The 18,813-nt window shown below is 50.3% G+C and carries 15 protein-coding genes; 14 read left to right on the forward strand and 1 reads right to left on the reverse strand.

Translation table 11 applies throughout. The features are described from left to right. Positions 1 to 1,572 (reverse strand): 2-isopropylmalate synthase, encoded by a 1,572-nt coding sequence (gene leuA, locus EC843_RS17890; protein ID WP_064539954.1) that lies wholly within the window; start codon positions 1,570 to 1,572, stop codon positions 1 to 3. An 844-nt stretch (positions 1,573 to 2,416) separates the two neighbouring features. Between leuA and leuO the strand changes: the two genes are divergently transcribed. From leuO to murG, 14 genes are all read left to right on the forward strand, one after another. Beyond that, a complete protein-coding gene (gene leuO / locus EC843_RS17900; protein WP_064539952.1) occupies positions 2,417 to 3,361 on the forward strand; it encodes a transcriptional regulator LeuO in 945 nt (314 codons plus the stop codon). Between the two features lie 410 nt (positions 3,362 to 3,771). Then, on the forward strand, positions 3,772 to 5,496 hold the full coding sequence (ilvI, locus tag EC843_RS17905) for an acetolactate synthase 3 large subunit (RefSeq protein ID WP_074388483.1): 1,725 nt from the start codon (positions 3,772 to 3,774) through the stop codon (positions 5,494 to 5,496). A 2-nt stretch (positions 5,497 to 5,498) separates the two neighbouring features. Beyond that, positions 5,499 to 5,990 carry an acetolactate synthase small subunit gene (gene ilvN, locus EC843_RS17910; RefSeq protein WP_064539950.1) on the forward strand — a complete coding sequence of 164 codons (492 nt, stop codon included), beginning with the start codon at positions 5,499 to 5,501 and terminating at the stop codon, positions 5,988 to 5,990. Between the two features lie 173 nt (positions 5,991 to 6,163). Next, positions 6,164 to 7,168 carry a catabolite repressor/activator gene (gene cra, locus EC843_RS17915; protein WP_064539948.1) on the forward strand — a complete coding sequence of 335 codons (1,005 nt, stop codon included), beginning with the start codon at positions 6,164 to 6,166 and terminating at the stop codon, positions 7,166 to 7,168. 562 nt (positions 7,169 to 7,730) lie between these two features. After that, the gene (gene mraZ, locus EC843_RS17925; protein ID WP_064539946.1) at positions 7,731 to 8,189 is read left to right on the forward strand and encodes a division/cell wall cluster transcriptional repressor MraZ; all 459 of its coding nucleotides are present in this window, start codon (positions 7,731 to 7,733) and stop codon (positions 8,187 to 8,189) included. Positions 8,190 to 8,192: 3 nt separating this feature from the next. Further along, a complete protein-coding gene (gene rsmH / locus EC843_RS17930) occupies positions 8,193 to 9,134 on the forward strand; it encodes a 16S rRNA (cytosine(1402)-N(4))-methyltransferase RsmH (protein ID WP_133522754.1) in 942 nt (313 codons plus the stop codon). Beyond that, complete coding sequence (ftsL, locus tag EC843_RS17935; protein ID WP_064539942.1) at positions 9,131 to 9,496, forward strand: cell division protein FtsL; 366 nt, start codon at positions 9,131 to 9,133, stop codon at positions 9,494 to 9,496. Before rsmH ends, ftsL begins: the two co-directional genes overlap by 4 nt. Positions 9,497 to 9,511: 15 nt before the next feature. Next, complete coding sequence (locus EC843_RS17940; RefSeq protein WP_064539940.1) at positions 9,512 to 11,278, forward strand: peptidoglycan glycosyltransferase FtsI; 1,767 nt, start codon at positions 9,512 to 9,514, stop codon at positions 11,276 to 11,278. Further along, positions 11,265 to 12,752 (forward strand): UDP-N-acetylmuramoyl-L-alanyl-D-glutamate--2,6-diaminopimelate ligase, encoded by a 1,488-nt coding sequence (gene murE / locus EC843_RS17945; protein ID WP_064539938.1) that lies wholly within the window; start codon positions 11,265 to 11,267, stop codon positions 12,750 to 12,752. Before EC843_RS17940 ends, murE begins: the two co-directional genes overlap by 14 nt. Next, entirely contained in the window at positions 12,749 to 14,107 is a 1,359-nt protein-coding gene (gene murF, locus EC843_RS17950; protein WP_133522755.1) for a UDP-N-acetylmuramoyl-tripeptide--D-alanyl-D-alanine ligase, read from the forward strand. The genes murE and murF overlap by 4 nt, the downstream gene beginning before the upstream one ends. Beyond that, a complete protein-coding gene (gene mraY, locus EC843_RS17955) occupies positions 14,101 to 15,183 on the forward strand; it encodes a phospho-N-acetylmuramoyl-pentapeptide-transferase (RefSeq protein ID WP_064539934.1) in 1,083 nt (360 codons plus the stop codon). Before murF ends, mraY begins: the two co-directional genes overlap by 7 nt. Positions 15,184 to 15,185: 2 nt before the next feature. Then, positions 15,186 to 16,502, forward strand: coding sequence for a UDP-N-acetylmuramoyl-L-alanine--D-glutamate ligase (murD, locus tag EC843_RS17960; protein WP_133522756.1), 1,317 nt, complete (start codon positions 15,186 to 15,188; stop codon positions 16,500 to 16,502). Beyond that, positions 16,502 to 17,746, forward strand: a complete 1,245-nt coding sequence (gene ftsW / locus EC843_RS17965) for a cell division protein FtsW (protein WP_064539930.1) — start codon at positions 16,502 to 16,504, stop codon at positions 17,744 to 17,746. The genes murD and ftsW overlap by 1 nt, the downstream gene beginning before the upstream one ends. After that, positions 17,743 to 18,810: an undecaprenyldiphospho-muramoylpentapeptide beta-N-acetylglucosaminyltransferase gene (gene murG / locus EC843_RS17970; RefSeq protein WP_121814298.1), complete on the forward strand. Its 1,068-nt coding sequence runs from the start codon at positions 17,743 to 17,745 to the stop codon at positions 18,808 to 18,810. Before ftsW ends, murG begins: the two co-directional genes overlap by 4 nt. Positions 18,811 to 18,813 lie beyond the last annotated feature (3 nt).

Here is an 18,813-nt window from a genome sequence, read left to right on the forward strand (position 1 = left end):
TCACACGGTTTCCTGATTATTTTCTTTATTATGAGCTTTGCGTTGCAATTCTTTCTCGACGATTCCCGCGCGCCAGATGTTGTTCAGCACGTTGACCATCGCTTTTGCTGAGGATTCGACGATATCGGTCGCCAGACCTACGCCATGGAAGCGACGGCCTTTGTGGGTGACGACTATGTCCACCTGACCCAGCGCATCTTTACCCTGGCCTTTCGCAGACAGCTGGTATTTCACCAGTTCCACATCGTAATTGGTGATGCGGTTAATCGCCTGGTAGACCGCATCGACCGGGCCGTTGCCTGTTGCTGCTTCAGATTGTGTTTCTTCGCCACATTGCAACTGGACGGAAGCGGTAGAAATCACGCTTGAACCGGACTGCACGTTGAAGTATTCCATGCGGAAATGTTCTGGCTCTTCTTGTTGCTTACCGATAAAGGCCAGAGCTTCCAGATCGTAATCAAATACCTGGCCTTTCTTATCAGCCAGTTTCAGGAAGGCGTCGTACAACGAATCCAGATTGTAATCGTCTTCTTTATAACCCATCTCTTCCATGCGGTGTTTCACAGCAGCGCGGCCAGAGCGGGAGGTCAGGTTCAATTGCACCTGATTCAAGCCAATAGTTTCCGGGGTCATGATTTCGTAGTTTTCGCGGTTTTTCAGTACGCCATCCTGATGAATCCCGGAGGAGTGCGCGAAAGCATTGGAACCAACCACCGCTTTGTTAGCTGGAATTGGCATGTTGCACAACTGGCTGACAATCTGGCTGGTGCGGTAAATTTCATGGTGATTGATATTGGTATGCACGCCCAACATTTGGCCGCGTACTTTAATCGCCATGATCACTTCTTCCAGCGCGGTGTTACCAGCACGTTCACCGATGCCGTTCAGGGTGCCTTCAACCTGGCGAGCGCCTGCCTGAATTGCCGCGATAGAGTTGCCTGTCGCCATGCCCAAATCATCGTGGCAGTGAACGGAGATAATCGCTTTATCAATGTTAGGGACGCGGTTATACAGGGTCTGGATAATGCCGCCAAACTGTACTGGAGTGGTGTAACCCACGGTGTCCGGGATGTTAATTGTGGTAGCGCCAGCGCCAATTGCAGCTTCTACAATGCGGCACAGGTTATCGATTGGGGTCCGGCCTGCATCTTCACAAGAGAACTCTACGTCGTCGGTGTAGTTACGGGCGCGTTTTACAGAATTGACTGCACGGGCTAACACATCATCGAAGGTACTACGTAGTTTCGTTTCGATGTGCATCGTGGATGTCGCCAGGAACACGTGAATACGGAAGGCCTCGGCAATTCTTAATGCTTCGGCTGCAACATCAATATCTTTATCTACACAACGAGCGAGGCCACACACACGGCTTTTTTTGATGTTGCGAGCGATGGTCTGCACAGATTCAAAGTCACCAGGGGAGGAAACAGGGAAACCAACCTCCATCACGTCAACACCCATACGCTCCAGTGCCATTGCGATTTGCAGTTTCTCTTTAACACTCAGACTAGCCTGTAACGCCTGCTCACCATCACGTAAAGTGGTATCGAAAATAATGACTTGTTGGCTCATGTTGTGGTCCTTTCTCGTCTTAGGGGCCGTTGCTACGAGCATAAAAAAACCCGCGCAGTGGCGCGGGTTTTTTCTGTCTGATGGCTTGAATCAACGCTTGATTTCGCCCACCAGCCTACCGCGCAAAGAAGTTGCGTTTAGTAGTAGGTCTAGTAGGCGAATGCTGCGAATCATGTTTCAAGCCTCAAGTGAATTCGTTATGCATTTATTGGTACTTGATCTGCTTTGCTGTGTCAACACTCGATTGCCTCAACCCCCGATTAAGGATTGAAAGACAACCACCGACCTAAGCCATTTGTGCTGACATATGTAACTTTCATAATATATCTAAAAAGTATGGAAAAGGATTACTTACGTTCCCCTGTAAAATTGAAATTCTCAGAAACAATTAAAAATATAATGTTTGTTATCTATTTCATTCATCATGGTTATGATTTGAGGTCAATAATCCATGTTTTGATGCTATTTTAGGAATTTGGCCTCTTTCTTTATTAACTGAATATGAGTAGAGAGATTGTTTCCGTGATGATGATGTTATCCATGCTTAATATATTATTCACTGTGCGAATCATTGTGTGTTAAGTCATTTTGTGATTTGATTAGCACGATCCAGAAATCAACTGACGAAGAGTAAAATCATATGAGTTTTATAGATTTATCAGGGTGTCAGTAGCTGAAGTCGTGTTGGTATATTAGAAAGCGTAAATTTATTGATTTATATCTGAATTGTTTAATTAACGTTTTTAAATGCATAAATCAGCATGCTCTGCTTAGTAAATGATAATAGGAGTAGTTCACAGGGCTAATCTGTGAATAAGGAATTGAAATCTTAGTGGAGACTAACATGTCTGATAACTACGTAGAGCAGCCAGCAGCTCATGATGGGTTTAAGCCTCAGTTGCGTTCCGTTGATTTAAATTTATTAACTGTATTTGATGCTGTTATGCAGGTGCAGAATATTACTCGTGCTGCTCAATCTCTGGGAATGTCCCAACCCGCAGTGAGTAATGCAGTAGCCCGGCTTAAAGTGATGTTCAATGATGAGCTGTTTGTTCGCTACGGCCGTGGTATCCAGCCTACAGCACGCGCATTTCAGCTATTTGGTTCAATTCGTCAGGCTTTGCAATTGATACAGAATGAGTTGCCGGGAGCAGGTTTCGAACCGAGCAGCAGTGAAAGAGTGTTTAACATCTGCGTCAGTAGTCCTTTGGACAATATGTTAACCTCTGCGATTTTCAATAATATGAAGCGTTTTGCTCCAGGTATTCAATTATTGTTTAAGTCTTCATTAAATAAAGATATTGAACATCAATTGCGTTATCAAGAGACCGAGTTTGTTATTAGCTATAGTGAATTTCGTCGTCCTGAGTTTACTTGTATCCCATTGTTTGAAGATGAAATGGTACTGGTAGCCAATCAGAAGCATCCGCGTTTAATTAAACCGCTTACTGAAGAAGATGTTTATAACGAAAAACATGCAGTGGTCTCCCTTGAGCGTTTTGCATCATTTAGTGCTCCGTGGTATCACACTTTGGAACAGCAATCCTGTATTGCTTATCAAGGAATGGCATTAACTAGTGTTTTAAATGTTGTTTCGCAGACTCAATTGGTCGCTATCGCACCACGCTGGTTAGCTGAAGAGTTTGCTGAATCACTTCATTTGCAAACATTCCCACTGCCGCTGCAAAATAATAAGGCCACCTGCTATTTATCCTGGCACGAAGCTGCCGGACGCGATAAAGGGCATCAGTGGATGGAAAAACTTCTGACCACTGTATGTAGTAAATAGGTTCCGATTGTTCACTTGATCCAGCCGGATAGTAAAAGCTATTCGGTTATTCCGCATTTATTCATTTTTCTGGTTTTTTTCTCTGTAGTTGTTTTTGTTCTTTCCTTCCTTCGATCCCAATAATTCCTGCTGTAATTAGATTTAACCTACAAAGCCACCATTCATAACATTTTCAATCATAATCTTTGCTTATGCTCAGAGCTTAACTCCGTCTGAGTAGTGTTTTGCAGTGTTGATGAGAAAACGCTGTATCGACGGCTGAAGATTGGCAATTGATTGCCTGATTTTCAACGGTTATGTTAGGCGGACTATCAAAAAAGAAAATAAATGCAGGGCGCAACAACCTGTCTCAACGACTTAGCCGAAATGATTTCAGCGGTCGGTCAAACACGTAAGCCTGGAGGCAAACCATGGAGATGTTGTCAGGAGCCGAGATGGTCGTTCGATCGCTTATCGATCAGGGCGTTAAACATGTATTCGGTTACCCCGGAGGCGCAGTACTCGATATTTACGATGCGCTTCATACTATTGGCGGCATTGATCATGTGCTGGTACGCCACGAACAAGCAGCAGTGCATATGGCCGATGGCCTTGCACGTGCAACCGGTGAAGTGGGTGTCGTACTTGTGACATCAGGTCCGGGTGCGACAAACGCGATAACCGGTATAGCTACGGCTTATATGGATTCAATCCCGATGGTCGTACTATCGGGCCAGGTGGCGACATCCCTTATTGGCTATGACGCTTTCCAGGAATGCGACATGGTGGGAATTTCTCGCCCAGTCGTAAAACATAGTTTCTTAGTCAAACAAGCGGAAGATATTCCGGCCATTATTAAAAAAGCCTTCTGGCTCGCAGCAAGCGGTCGCCCAGGGCCGGTGGTGGTGGATTTGCCGAAAGACATTATGAGTCCGGCAAACAAGTTTCCTTATAGCTACCCTGAATCCGTCAGCATGCGTTCTTATAACCCGACCACTCAAGGTCACAAAGGGCAGATTAAGCGTGCACTGCAAACGTTGCTGGCGGCGAAAAAACCGGTGATGTATGTCGGCGGCGGGGCAATCACTGCTGCTTGCCATGACGAATTGCACGAGCTGGCGGAAAAACTCAATATTCCCGTTGTTTCCTCCTTAATGGGGTTGGGTGCATTCCCTGGAACGCATCGTCAGGCATTAGGAATGCTGGGGATGCACGGAACCTACGAAGCCAACATGGTGATGCACAATTCCGATGTGATTTTCGGTGTCGGAGTGCGCTTTGATGACCGCACCACTAACAATCTGGCGAAGTACTGCCCGAACGCGACTGTGCTGCATATTGATATCGACCCAACTTCGATATCTAAAACAGTCGGTGCAGATATTCCAATTGTTGGCGATGCGCGTCAGGTTTTACAGCAGATGCTGGAATTGCTGGCGCAGGAGGATACGTCACAATCCTGCGATGAAATTCGTGACTGGTGGCAACAGATTGAGCAATGGCGTGCGCGTCAGTGCCTCGAATTTGACAGAACCAGCGATAAAATTAAGCCACAGGCAGTTATTGAAACTATCTACCGTCTGACCAAAGGCGAAGCTTACGTCACTTCGGATGTCGGCCAGCACCAGATGTTCGCCGCACTCTATTACACCTTTGATAAACCACGCCGTTGGATTAACTCTGGTGGCCTCGGCACGATGGGCTTTGGCCTGCCTGCGGCACTAGGTGTGAAGCTGGCATTGCCGGAGGAAACCGTAGTTTGTGTCACCGGCGATGGCAGTATTCAGATGAATATCCAGGAGCTTTCTACTGCGCTGCAATACGGTTTGCCAGTGTTAGTGCTCAATCTTAATAACCGCTATCTCGGCATGGTCAAACAGTGGCAGGACATGATTTATTCGGGTCGCCACTCCCAATCCTATATGGAGTCTTTACCTGATTTCGTACGCGTTGCAGAAGCTTACGGCCACGTTGGGATTGGTATCAATAAACCTGAAGAACTGGAAAGCAAACTTATTGAAGCGCTGGAAGCGGTGCGTAACCAGCGTCTGGTATTTGTCGATGTGACTGTCGATGGCACTGAGCATGTGTACCCAATGCAGATCCGTGGCGGTGGTATGGATGAGATGTGGTTAAGTAAAACGGAGAGAACCTGATTATGCGCCGGATATTATCTGTATTACTCGAAAATGAGTCCGGGGCGCTGTCCCGAGTTATTGGCTTGTTCGCTCAGCGTGGTTACAACATTGAAAGCCTGACGGTGGCACCGACTGACGATCCGACACTGTCTCGTATGACTATCCAAACGGTAGGTGATGCAAAAGTGCTTGAGCAGATTGAAAAGCAATTGCACAAGCTGGTTGATGTTCTGCGGGTGAGTGAACTGGGACAAGGGGCTCACGTTGAGCGCGAAATCATGCTGGTTAAAGTACAAGCCAGTGGTTACGGGCGTGAAGAAGTGAAGCGCAATGCTGAGATCTTTCGTGGGCAAATCATTGATGTAACCCCAACGCTGTATACGGTTCAGTTAGCAGGAACCAGCGATAAGCTAGACGCTTTCCTGAATACGATTCGTGAAGTGGCAAAAATTGTCGAAGTGGCACGCTCGGGTATTGTGGGCGTATCGCGTGGTGATAAGATCATGCGCTAGCCTGTGAATGGCGAATAAAAAGTAACCCGGTCTACTCATGCCGGGTTTTTTTTTGCAAATGACCCAACAACTGCCAGTAAAAGCGGTTGCCCGAGTTATTATTCTGCGCTTAGATGATAAAAATGAAACCATGACCAGGGCATGGTTATGGCAATCCTAAATAAGGGGCTACTGTGAAATTGGATGAAATCGCGCGCCTGGCTGGAGTTTCGCGCACCACGGCGAGCTACGTCATCAACGGTAAGGCAAAGCAGTATCGCGTCAGCGATAAGACTGTTGATAAAGTTATGGCGGTTGTTCGCGAACATAACTACCACCCGAATGCGGTGGCGGCGGGATTACGTGCCGGGCGTACGCGTTCTATCGGATTGGTTATTCCAGATCTTGAGAACACGAGTTATACCCGTATCGCTAACTATCTCGAGCGGCAGGCTCGTCAGCGTGGGTACCAGCTATTAATTGCCTGCTCTGAAGATCAGCCGGATAACGAAATGCGCTGTATCGAACATCTGTTGCAACGTCAGGTGGATGCCATCATTGTTTCCACCTCTTTACCCCCTGAGCATCCGTTCTATCAGCGTTGGGCGAACGATCCCTTCCCAATAATTGCACTCGATCGTGCATTAGACCGTGAAAATTTCATCAGCGTAGTGGGTGCTGACCAGGAAGATGCAGAAATGCTGGCCAGCGAGCTGCGTACTTTTCCTGCTGAAACTGTACTTTACCTTGGCGCATTGCCGGAGCTTTCCGTCAGCTATCTGCGTGAACAAGGTTTTCGCACTGCATGGAAGGATGATCCGCGTGAGGTGAATTTCCTCTATGCCAACAGCTACGAGCGCGAAGCTGCAGCACAGTTATTTGATAAATGGCTGGAAACCCATCCAATGCCGCAGGCCCTGTACACCACTTCATTTGCGTTATTACAAGGTGTTATGGATGTAACATTGCGGCGTGAGGGGCAATTACCGACAGAGTTGGCGATTGCTACCTTTGGGGATCATGAATTGCTCGATTTCCTGCAATGCCCAGTCCTCGCGGTAGCTCAGCGCCACCGTGATGTTGCGGAGCGTGTGCTGGAATTAGTTCTTGCCAGTCTTGATGAGCCACGTAAACCTAAGGCCGGCCTCACGCGTATTCGCCGTAATCTATACCGTCGTGGCAGTTTAAGTCGCCACTAACAAGAAATGGCAGTTCCGGCTGCCATTCTTATTTAAGAATATTCTCGTGTTAATTCCCTTAGTAATACAGGTAATTATTTTTTACCGGTAATAGTTAAATCTTTAATTCCAGAATCGATATAACACGGCTTTGGAATTATTTTGTTACATAGCAATGTGTAAAAATGCCGGATAATTAAACAATAGCTATCTGAAAAGAATCAAACTTCCCTCCAGCCCGCGCTTCGCCTACATCTGACGCTGTTATCCTGCCGAGAAATACCTTAAAATGCCGACCGCGTCGCAAACTGGACACTTCATATTTTACCTGTCAGGTTTTCAGTCGATTTAACGATATTTATGCTTATTGATCCTTTTTCTTTCAAATATTCATAACGTTAATTTTGCATCGTGAATGTAGCGCCTTTTCACGCCAGTCATTTATCAATCGCTTAGGAGATGAAAATTATTTCCGTCTGCGTTGTAGCTTGCTTGACAAGGTTTTCCTCCGCTCCGTAAACTCCTTTAGGTGGGATTTTGTGGGTCAAAGTGGTGGAAAGGGGAATTTAAGGGTGAGGCTGGCATGTTCCGTGGGGCAACATTAGTCAATCTCGACAGCAAAGGGCGGCTCGCCGTTCCTACCCGTTACCGGGATGCGCTTGTCGAAACCTCTGAAGGTCAGATGGTTTGTACCATCGACATCCATCACCCATGCCTGCTGCTTTATACCCTTCCCGAATGGGAAATTATTGAACAAAAGCTAGCTCGTCTGTCGAGCATGAACCCGGTTGAGCGTCGCGTGCAGCGATTGTTACTGGGCCATGCCAGTGAATGTCAGATGGATAGCGCCGGGCGTTTGTTGTTGGCCCCAGTTTTGCGCCAACACGCCGGGCTAACCAAAGAAGTGATGCTGGTTGGGCAGTTCAATAAATTTGAACTGTGGGATGAAACGACCTGGCATCAACAGGTCAAGGAAGACATCGACGCTGAGCAGGCCACGACGACTACGTTGTCGGATAGGCTGCAGGACTTGTCACTATAAATAATGATGGAAAATTTTAAACATACTTCGGTGCTGCTTGATGAGGCCGTGAATGGTCTCAACATTCGTCAGGATGGCATCTACATTGATGGCACCTTTGGTCGTGGCGGCCATTCTCGTTTGATTCTTTCCCAACTGGGACCAGAAGGACGCTTGCTGGCTATCGACCGTGATCCGCAAGCAATTGAAGCGGCTCAGGCAATTGATGACCCACGCTTCTCCATTATTCATGGGCCTTTCTCTGAATTAGCTGAATACGCACGCGAACGCGATTTGCTGGGAAAAATTGACGGCATCCTGTTGGATCTTGGCGTCTCTTCACCGCAACTCGATGATGCTGAACGCGGTTTCTCGTTTATGCGTGACGGCCCGTTAGATATGCGTATGGACCCGACTCGTGGTCAATCCGCTGCTCAGTGGTTACTCACAGCAGACGAAGCTGATATCGCCTGGGTTATTAAAACCTTTGGTGAAGAAAAGTTCGGTAAGCGTATTGCTCGCGCCATTATTGAGCGCAACCGTGAACAGCCAATGACTCGTACCAAAGAACTGGCAACAGTCGTGGCTGCGGCAATGCCGGTAAAAGATAAGTTTAAACATCCGGCAACGCGTACGTTCCAGGCGATCCGTATCTGGATCAACAGTGAACTTGAAGAGATTGAACAGGCACTTAAAGGTTCAATTGAAACACTGTCCCCTGGTGGCCGCTTGTCGATTATCAGTTTCCACTCCTTGGAAGACCGGATTGTTAAGCGCTTTATGCGTGAAAACACCCGTGGGCCACAGGTTCCGGCTGGTATTCCAATGACTGAAGCTCAGTTGAATAAACTCGGCGGCAGATATTTAAAATCCATCGGCAAAATGATGCCGGGTGACGAAGAAGTGGCGGAAAACCCACGCGCGCGTAGTTCGGTACTGCGTATCGCTGAAAGGACGAACGCATGATCAATAAAGTGGCAGAAGCCCTAAATAAAGTTACTGGCCAGTTGAGCAGTGGCGAGCGTCATGCACTACCAGCGGTGATTGGTGGTGACTTGCTGCGTCATGGGAAAATGCCACTGATTTTGTTTACCGCCATTATCGTTACCGCCATTTTCGTGGTCACCACCGCGCACCATACCCGTCTGCTTACCGCACAGCGTGAGCAAATGGTGGTGGAGCGTGATGCGTTAGATATCGAGTGGCGCAACCTGATTTTGGAAGAAAACGCACTAGGCGATCATAGCCGAGTGGAGCGGGTCGCGACGGAAAAGCTGCAATTGCAGCATGTCGACCCATCGCAGGAAAACATCGTAGTTCAGCAATAAGGAATCGCGTGACAGATGAGAGCAGCGGCAAAAACGCTTAAACCGAAACGCCAGGAAGAACAGGCCAACTTTGTAAGTTGGCGTTTTGCGTTGCTTTGCGGTTGCATTTTGCTGGCGCTGGTTTTCCTGTTGGGGCGCGTTGCCTGGCTGCAAATCATCGCGCCAGACATGTTAGTGCGCCAGGGGGATATGCGTTCCCTACGCGTGCAGGAAGTCTCGACTTCTCGTGGCATGATTAGCGACCGTGCAGGTCGTCCACTGGCAGTGAGTGTGCCGGTGAATGCGATTTGGGCAGACCCTAAAGAGTTGCATGATGCGGGTGGCATTACGCTTGATAACCGCTGGAAAGCACTGGCAGATGCTCTAAAAATCCCTCTTGATCAGCTTGCTTCTCGCGTCAACAGCAATCCAAAAGGTCGCTTTATTTATCTGGCACGCCAGGTAAACCCCGATATCGGCGACTACATCAAAAAACTCAAACTTCCAGGGATTCATCTACGTGAAGAGTCTCGTCGCTACTACCCATCTGGCGAAGTAACCGCTCATCTTATTGGCTTCACCAACGTCGATAGTCAGGGGATTGAAGGCGTAGAAAAGAGCTTCGATAAATGGCTTACCGGCCAACCTGGCGAGCGCGTTGTGCGTAAAGACCGCTACGGTCGCGTCATCGAAGATATCTCCTCAACCGATAGCCAGGCTGCCCATAACCTGGCTTTGAGCATTGATGAACGCCTGCAGGCGCTGGTTTATCGCGAGCTCAACAACGCTGTGGCCTTCAACAAAGCTGAATCAGGTAGTGCAGTGCTGGTGGATGTGAATACAGGTGAAGTGTTGGCGATGGCTAACAGCCCTTCCTACAACCCCAATAACCTGACCGGCACGCCGAAAGACATTATGCGTAACCGTACTATTACGGACGTTTTCGAGCCAGGTTCGACAGTTAAACCGATGGTTGTCATGACCGCTCTGCAACGTGGTGTGGTACGTGAAAACACCGTTCTGAATACCGTGCCGTACCGCATTAATGGTCATGAGATCAAAGATGTGGCGCGCTACAGCGAATTGACCCTTACCGGGGTACTACAGAAGTCGAGTAACGTCGGGGTTTCAAAACTGGCGTTAGCGATGCCCTCCTCAGCGTTGGTAGATACTTACTCACGTTTTGGATTGGGAAAAGCGACCAACTTGGGGCTGGTCGGAGAACGCAGTGGCTTATATCCGCAAAAACAACGGTGGTCTGACATAGAGAGGGCCACCTTCTCTTTCGGCTACGGGCTAATGGTAACCCCGTTACAGTTAGCGCGTGTCTACGCAACGATCGGCAGCTACGGCGTATATCGTCCGTTGTCGATAACGAAGGTTGATCCACCGGTTCCAGGTGAACGTATCTTCCCTGAACCGTTGGTTCGTACCGTCGTTCATATGATGGAAAGTGTGGCATTACCCGGTGGTGGTGGCGTGAAAGCGGCCATCAAGGGTTACCGCATTGCAATTAAGACCGGTACTGCGAAAAAAGTCGGGCCGGATGGAAAATACGTCAACAAATACATCGCTTACACCGCAGGTGTTGCGCCAGCCAGTAATCCACGATTCGCTTTGGTTGTGGTCATTAACGATCCACAAGCAGGTAAATATTACGGTGGTGCCGTCTCTGCACCTGTGTTCGGTGCCATCATGGGCGGCGTTCTGCGCACCATGAATATCGAACCGGATGCTTTGGCGACAGGTGAAAAAAGTGAATTTGTAATCAATCAAAAAGAGGGAACAGGTGGCAGATCGTAATTTGCGCGACCTTCTCGCTCCGTGGGTGCCAGCGCTACCTGCGAGAGCTCTGCGAGAAATGACACTCGATAGTCGCGTGGCGGCGTCGGGCGACCTTTTTGTGGCTGTAGTCGGCCATCAGGCGGACGGGCGTCGATATATCCCGCAGGCAATAGCGCAAGGCGTAGCCGCTGTCGTGGCTGAAGCTGAAGGCGAAGCAACGGATGGCGAAGTCCGTGAAATGCATGGTGTGCCGGTTATTTATCTGAGCCAGCTGCATCAACGCCTTTCTGCCCTGGCAGGGCGTTTTTACCACCAACCCTCGAGTGCATTGCGCCTGGTTGGCGTGACGGGTACTAACGGTAAAACCACTACAGCTCAGTTGCTTGCGCAGTGGAGCCAGTTATTAGGCGAAACCAGTGCCGTTATGGGGACTGTCGGTAACGGCCTGCTTGGTAACGTAAAACCAACCGAAAACACCACCGGTTCTGCCGTTGATGTACAGCAAGTGCTTGCTAACCTTGCAGAGCAAGGTGCGAGCTTTGCCGCAATGGAAGTTTCCTCCCACGGTCTGGTTCAGCATCGTGTTTCCGCTCTGAAATTTGCCGCCAGCGTGTTCACCAACCTAAGCCGTGATCACCTCGATTACCACGGCGATATGGCAGGTTACGAAGCGGCTAAATGGCTGCTGTTCTCCGAACACGATTATGGCCATGCCATCATCAATGCTGACGATGAGGTCGGGCGCAACTGGTTAGCGCGTCTACCTGACGCCGTTGCCGTGACGATGGAAAATAATTTACAGCCTGGCTGTCGTGGCCGTTGGTTGAAAGCCACCAACGTGCATTATCACGATGGTGGCGCGACTATCCAGTTCAACTCCTCCTGGGGCGATGGCGAAATTGAAAGCCGCCTGATGGGAGCCTTTAACGTCAGCAACTTGTTGTTAGCGCTGGCGACTCTGTTAGTGCTGGATTACCCAATTGAAGAATTACTGAAAACAGCACCGAGTCTGCAACCGGTTTGCGGGCGAATGGAAGTTTTCAGCGCGCCGGGTAAACCGACGGTAGTGGTGGATTATGCCCACACGCCGGATGCTCTGGAAAAAGCATTACAGGCTGCCCGTTTGCATTGCAGTGGCAAGCTATGGTGCGTCTTCGGTTGCGGTGGCGATCGTGATAAAGGCAAGCGTCCGATTATGGGCGGTATCGCCGAGCAATATGCGGATGTTGTGGTTGTCACCGATGACAACCCACGTACTGAAGAGCCGAACGCAATTGTGGCTGATATTCTGGTTGGCATGCTGGACGCCGGGCGTGCACATGTGGTTTCAGGTCGTGCCGAAGCGGTAACCAACGCGATTATGCAGGCGCAAGAAAATGATGTCGTTCTGGTAGCAGGCAAAGGCCATGAGGACTATCAGATTGTTGGTGTGCGCCGTCTGGACTATTCCGACCGCGTCACTGCCGCCCGCCTGTTGGGAGTTGTGGCATGATCCGCGTTTCATTAGGCCAGCTCGCCACTATCCTGCATGGCGAATTGCACGGCGCTGATGCGGACATCATTGATGTCACCACTGACACGCGCAAATTAACGCCTGGGTGCCTGTTTGTCGCATTAAAAGGCGAACGCTTCGATGCACACGATTTTGCGCAAGATGCGGTAAACGGCGGGGCAGGTGCATTACTGGTTTCTCGCAAGCTGGATGTTAAGGTTCCGCAACTTGTGGTTGCAGATACACATCAAGCATTCGGCGAACTGGCGGCCTGGGTCCGTCAACAGGTTCCAACGCGGATTGTGGCGTTGACTGGTTCTTCCGGAAAAACCTCTGTAAAAGAGATGACCGCAGCGATTTTGCGCGAATGCGGTAACACCTTGTATACCGCTGGCAATCTGAATAACGACATTGGTGTGCCAATGACGTTGTTACGCCTGACGCCAGAATATGAATATGCTGTCATTGAGCTGGGTGCAAACCATCAAGGAGAAATCGCCTGGACGGTTAATCTGACGCGCCCGGAAGCCGCACTGGTGAACAACCTTGCCGCGGCACACCTTGAAGGCTTTGGCTCACTTGCCGGTGTTGCGAAAGCGAAAGGTGAGATCTTCGCCGGCCTGCCGGAGAATGGTATTGCGATTCTCAATGCCGACAATAATGACTGGCTGAACTGGCAAGAAATTATTGGTGCGCGCAAAACCTGGCGTTTCTCTCCGAATGCAACCGGAAGTGATTTTACCGCGACCAATGTCCACATCACCGTACATGGCACTGAGTTCACCATCAAAACGCCAATCGGCGATGTTGATGTGACCTTGCCGCTTCCTGGCCGTCACAACATTGCTAATGCATTGGCTGCAACGTCGCTGGCGTTGGCGGTGGGGGCGTCACTGGAAGCTGTGAAAGCAGGTCTTGCCGACTTAAAAGCTGTTCCTGGGCGTTTGTTCCCGATTCAACTTTCCGAAAACCAACTTCTGCTCGACGACAGTTACAACGCGAATGTGGGCTCAATGACCGCCGCCGCGCAGGTGCTGTCTGAAATGCCGGGTTTCCGCGTGATGGTTGTTGGCGATATGGCTGAACTGGGCGACGAGTCTGTTGAATGCCATCGTCAGGTGGGTGAAGCGGCGAAAGCCGTGGGTATTGATTGTGTATTGAGTGTTGGCAAACTGAGCGAAATTATCAGCCAAACCTCTGAAGTTGGCGAACATTTTACCGATAAGCCTTCTTTAATCGTGCGTCTGAAGGCGCTTATAGAAGAGCATTCAATGATGACCATTTTAGTGAAGGGTTCACGTAGTGCTGCCATGGAACAGGTAGTACTCGCATTACAGGAGAATGGAACATGTTAGTTTGGCTGGCCGAACACTTGGTCAAATATTATTCAGGCTTTAACGTCTTTTCCTATCTGACGTTTCGCGCCATTGTCAGCCTGCTGACTGCTCTGTTCATCTCGTTATGGATGGGGCCGCGTATGATTGCTCGTTTGCAGCAACTCTCTTTCGGCCAGGTCGTGCGTAATGACGGCCCGGAGTCCCATTTTAGCAAGCGCGGTACACCAACGATGGGCGGGATTATGATCCTGACCTCAATCGTTATCTCTGTGTTGATGTGGGCGTATCCTTCCAATCCATACGTCTGGTGCGTGTTGTTCGTACTGGTGGGTTACGGGGCGATTGGCTTTGTCGATGACTACCGCAAAGTGGTACGCAAAGACACCAAAGGTTTGATTGCTCGTTGGAAATATTTCTGGATGTCGGTTATCGCGTTGGCTGTTGCCTTCACGATGTACATCGCAGGGAAGGGAACGCCAGCCACCGAGCTGGTTGTGCCGTTCTTTAAAGACGTGATGCCGCAACTTGGCCTGTTTTACGTACTGCTGGCGTACTTTGTGATCGTCGGTACTGGCAATGCCGTAAACCTGACCGATGGTCTCGATGGCCTGGCGATTATGCCAACCGTGCTGGTGGCGGCAGGATTTGCGCTGGTGGCGTGGGCGACGGGTAACATTAAGTTTGCTGAGTATCTGCATATCCCTTATCTGCGCCATTCCGGTGAACTGGTTATCGTCTGTACGGCGATTGTCGGTGCCGGGTTAGGTTTCCTGTGGTTCAACACCTATCCAGCGCAAGTCTTTATGGGCGATGTCGGCTCTTTGGCTCTGGGCGGTGCACTCGGCACTATCGCGGTACTACTGCGCCAGGAATTCCTGTTAGTGATTATGGGTGGCGTGTTCGTGGTTGAAACGCTGTCGGTTATTTTGCAGGTTGGTTCCTTCAAATTGCGCGGGCAGCGTATTTTCCGCATGGCCCCGATTCATCACCATTATGAATTGAAAGGCTGGCCTGAGCCGCGAGTCATTGTGCGCTTCTGGATTATTTCGCTGATGCTGGTTCTGATCGGCCTCGCTACCCTGAAGGTGCGCTAACCATGACTGATTACCAGGGTAAAAAAGTCGTTATTATCGGATTGGGCCTCACTGGCCTGTCCTGTGTGGATTTCTTCCTTGCGCGCGGCGTCACGCCTCGCGTAATGGATACCCGCATCTCACCACCGGGGTTGGAAAGATTGCCAGACTCGGTGGAACGACATACTGGCTCACTCAACGAAGACTGGTTGTTAGCGGCTGACTTGATTATTGCCAGCCCTGGTATCGCTGTCGCTCATCCTGCGTTGAGCCGTGCCGCAGACACCGGTGTTGAAATCATTGGTGATATCGAACTGTTTTGCCGTGAAGCACAAGCGCCTATTGTGGCGATTACCGGTTCTAACGGTAAAAGCACGGTCACCACGTTAGTCGGTGAAATGGCGAAAGCCGCTGGCGTCAATGTTGGCGTGGGTGGAAACATCGGGTTGCCAGCATTGATGTTACTCGATCAGAGCTGTGAGCTTTATGTGCTTGAGTTATCCAGCTTCCAGCTGGAAACCACGTTTAGCCTGAAAGCCGCAGCGGCGACCATTCTCAACGTCACTGAAGATCATATGGATCGCTATCCGTTGGGTTTGCAGCAGTACCGTGCGGCTAAGTTACGAGTTTATGAAAACGCGGCGCTTTGTGTCGTCAATGCTGATGACGCGCTGACGATGCCAGTGCGTGGTGCAGACGAGCGCTGTGTGAGCTTTGGTGTGGATGTCGGTGACTATCATCTTAATTACCAGCAGGGCGACACCTGGCTACGAGTGAAGGGCGAGAAAGTCCTGAACACCAAAGAGATGAAAGTGGTGGGGCGTCATAACTACACCAACGCGCTTGCTGCACTGGCACTGGCTGATGCGGTGAAACTCCCACGCTCCAGTAGCCTGAAAGCCCTCACCACGTTTACGGGTCTGGCTCACCGCTTCCAGCTTTCCTGGGAACGTAACGGTGTGCGCTGGATTAACGATTCTAAAGCGACCAATGTCGGCAGTACTGAAGCGGCGTTGAACGGTTTGAAAGTCGACGGGACTTTGCATCTGCTGTTAGGCGGTGACGGTAAATCTGCGGATTTCTCCTCGCTTAGCCAATATCTGCAAGGTTCAGCAATTCGCCTTTATTGTTTTGGTCGTGATGGTGCTGAACTTGCGGCACTGCGCCCGGATGTTGCCGAGCAAACTGAAACCATGGAACAGGCGATGAAATTGATCGCAACCCGCGTACAACCGGGTGACATGGTTCTGCTTTCACCGGCTTGCGCCAGCCTCGATCAGTTCAAAAACTTCGAGCAACGTGGCGACCAATTCACTCTGCTTGCGAAGGAGCTTGGCTGATGCGCTTATCTCTCCCTCGCCTGCGAATGCCACGACTGCCAGGATTTGCCATCCTGAGTTGGCTGGCGTCGGCGGTAAAAGGCTGGGTGATGGGCTCCCGCGAAGCTGATTCAAATAGCATGGTGCTGTACGACCGTACTTTGCTCTGGCTGACTTTCGGGTTGGCCGCAGTAGGCTTTGTTATGGTCACATCGGCATCGATGCCGGTGGGGCAGCGTCTGGCAAATGATCCGTTCCTGTTTGCCAAACGTGATGGTTTGTACATCGCACTGGCTTTTGCACTGTCGTTGGTAACACTGCGTTTACCGATGGAATTCTGGCAGCGTCACAGTACCGCGCTGCTGCTATTATCCATCGCAATGCTGTTGATCGTACTGGTCGTCGGTAGCTCGGTTAACGGGGCATCACGCTGGATTGCGTTCGGTCCACTGCGTATTCAGCCTGCTGAGTTTACCAAGCTGTCGTTGTTCTGCTATCTGGCCAACTACCTGGTTCGTAAGGTTGATGAAGTACGTAACAACTTGCGCGGCTTCCTCAAACCGATGGGCGTTATTCTGGTGATGGCAGTGTTGTTGCTGGCGCAGCCTGACCTCGGTACTGTGGTTGTGCTGTTTGTGACAACGCTTGCGATGTTGTTCCTCGCCGGCGCCAAACTCTGGCAGTTCCTCGCGATTATCGGCATGGGTATTTCTGCCGTGGTGCTACTGATCCTCGCAGAACCTTATCGTATTCGCCGCGTAACGTCCTTCTGGAATCCGTGGGAAGACCCGTTTGGTAGTGGCTACCAGCTAACACAATCTCTGATGGCGTTTGGCCGCGGTGAATTGTGGGGGCAGGGCTTAGGGAATTCGGTACAAAAACTCGAGTATTTACCGGAAGCGCATACCGACTTCATCTTCTCCATTATCGGAGAAGAGCTCGGATATATCGGTGTGGTGCTGGCATTAATGATGGTATTCTTCGTGGCTTTTCGTGCGATGTCCATCGGTAAACGTGCGTTAGAAATGGACCAACGTTTTGCAGGGTTCTTAGGCTGCTCAATCGGGATCTGGTTTAGTTTCCAGGCTCTGGTAAACGTTGGGGCGGCAGCGGGCATGTTGCCAACCAAAGGCCTGACATTACCCCTGATCAGTTACGGTGGTTCAAGCCTGATAATTATGTCTACAGCAATCATGATGTTGCTGCGTATTGATTATGAAACCCGTCTGGCAAAAGCACAGGCGTTCACGAAGGGTGTGCGATGAGTAATCAAACCCGGCGGTTAATGGTGATGGCAGGCGGGACTGGCGGGCATGTGTTCCCGGGGCTTGCTGTGGCGCATCACTTAATGGACCAGGGCTGGCAAGTCCGCTGGCTGGGAACCGCCGATCGTATGGAAGCTGACTTAGTTCCTAAACATGGGATTGAGATCGATTTTATTCGTATTTCAGGTTTGCGCGGTAAAGGCCTGAAAGCCATGTTGTTGGCGCCCGTGCGTATTTTCAACGCCTGGCGTCAGGCGCGAGCCATCATGAAAGCGTATCGCCCGGATGTGGTTCTGGGGATGGGCGGTTATGTATCTGGCCCTGGTGGTCTGGCAGCCTGGTCGCTCGGTATTCCCGTGGTGTTACATGAGCAAAATGGTATTGCTGGTTTAACCAACAAATGGCTGTCAAAAATCGCCAAAAAAGTGATGCAGGCATTTCCGGGGGCTTTCCCGAATGCTGATGTGGTGGGCAATCCGGTGCGCACTGATGTGCTGGCGCTACCATTACCGCAAGAACGTTTTTCCGGACGTGAAGGCCCTGTCCGCGTTTTAGTCGTCGGTGGCTCTCAAGGGGCTCGCGTGCTGAACCAGACGATGCCGCAAGTTGCAGGCCGTCTGGGTGATTCTGTCACTATCTGGCACCAATGTGGTAAAGGTGGGCTGGACGTTGTTCAGCAGGCCTATGCTGAAGCCGCACAGCCTCAGCATAAAGTGACCGAATTTATTGATGATATGGCTGCTGCTTATGCATGGGCCGATGTCGTGGTGTGTCGCTCCGGTGCGTTAACCGTCAGTGAAATCGCGGCAGCAGGGTTACCTGCACTGTTTGTTCCCTTCCAGCATAAAGATCGGCAGCAATACTGGAATGCGCTGCCGCTGGAAAAAGCTGGAGCGGCAAAAATACTGGAGCAACCGCAGTTTACCGTGGATGCCGTTACCCAAACTCTCGCCGGGTGGGACAGAACGACGTTACTGGCAATGGCCGAACGTGCGCGTGCTGCATCCATTCCTGATGCCACAGAACGGGTAGCAAATGAAGTGAGCGCCGCAGCACTGGCGTAATCA

It is taken from the genome of Buttiauxella sp. JUb87, from assembly GCF_004361975.1.
Lineage (GTDB): Bacteria > Pseudomonadota > Gammaproteobacteria > Enterobacterales > Enterobacteriaceae > Buttiauxella > Buttiauxella ferragutiae.

Excerpts from the sequence above, each read along its gene's own strand:
- ftsL (WP_064539942.1), top strand. The coding sequence starts at position 9,131 with ATGATCAATAAAGTGGCAGAAGCCCTAAATAAAGTTACTGGCCAGTTG.
- leuA (WP_064539954.1), bottom strand. The coding sequence starts at position 1,572 with ATGAGCCAACAAGTCATTATTTTCGATACCACTTTACGTGATGGTGAG.
- ilvI (WP_074388483.1), top strand. The coding sequence starts at position 3,772 with ATGGAGATGTTGTCAGGAGCCGAGATGGTCGTTCGATCGCTTATCGAT.
- murG (WP_121814298.1), top strand. The coding sequence starts at position 17,743 with ATGAGTAATCAAACCCGGCGGTTAATGGTGATGGCAGGCGGGACTGGC.
- murF (WP_133522755.1), top strand. The coding sequence starts at position 12,749 with ATGATCCGCGTTTCATTAGGCCAGCTCGCCACTATCCTGCATGGCGAA.
- ilvN (WP_064539950.1), top strand. The coding sequence starts at position 5,499 with ATGCGCCGGATATTATCTGTATTACTCGAAAATGAGTCCGGGGCGCTG.
- mraY (WP_064539934.1), top strand. The coding sequence starts at position 14,101 with ATGTTAGTTTGGCTGGCCGAACACTTGGTCAAATATTATTCAGGCTTT.
- EC843_RS17940 (WP_064539940.1), top strand. The coding sequence starts at position 9,512 with ATGAGAGCAGCGGCAAAAACGCTTAAACCGAAACGCCAGGAAGAACAG.
- mraZ (WP_064539946.1), top strand. The coding sequence starts at position 7,731 with ATGTTCCGTGGGGCAACATTAGTCAATCTCGACAGCAAAGGGCGGCTC.
- rsmH (WP_133522754.1), top strand. The coding sequence starts at position 8,193 with ATGATGGAAAATTTTAAACATACTTCGGTGCTGCTTGATGAGGCCGTG.
- murD (WP_133522756.1), top strand. The coding sequence starts at position 15,186 with ATGACTGATTACCAGGGTAAAAAAGTCGTTATTATCGGATTGGGCCTC.
- ftsW (WP_064539930.1), top strand. The coding sequence starts at position 16,502 with ATGCGCTTATCTCTCCCTCGCCTGCGAATGCCACGACTGCCAGGATTT.
- leuO (WP_064539952.1), top strand. The coding sequence starts at position 2,417 with ATGTCTGATAACTACGTAGAGCAGCCAGCAGCTCATGATGGGTTTAAG.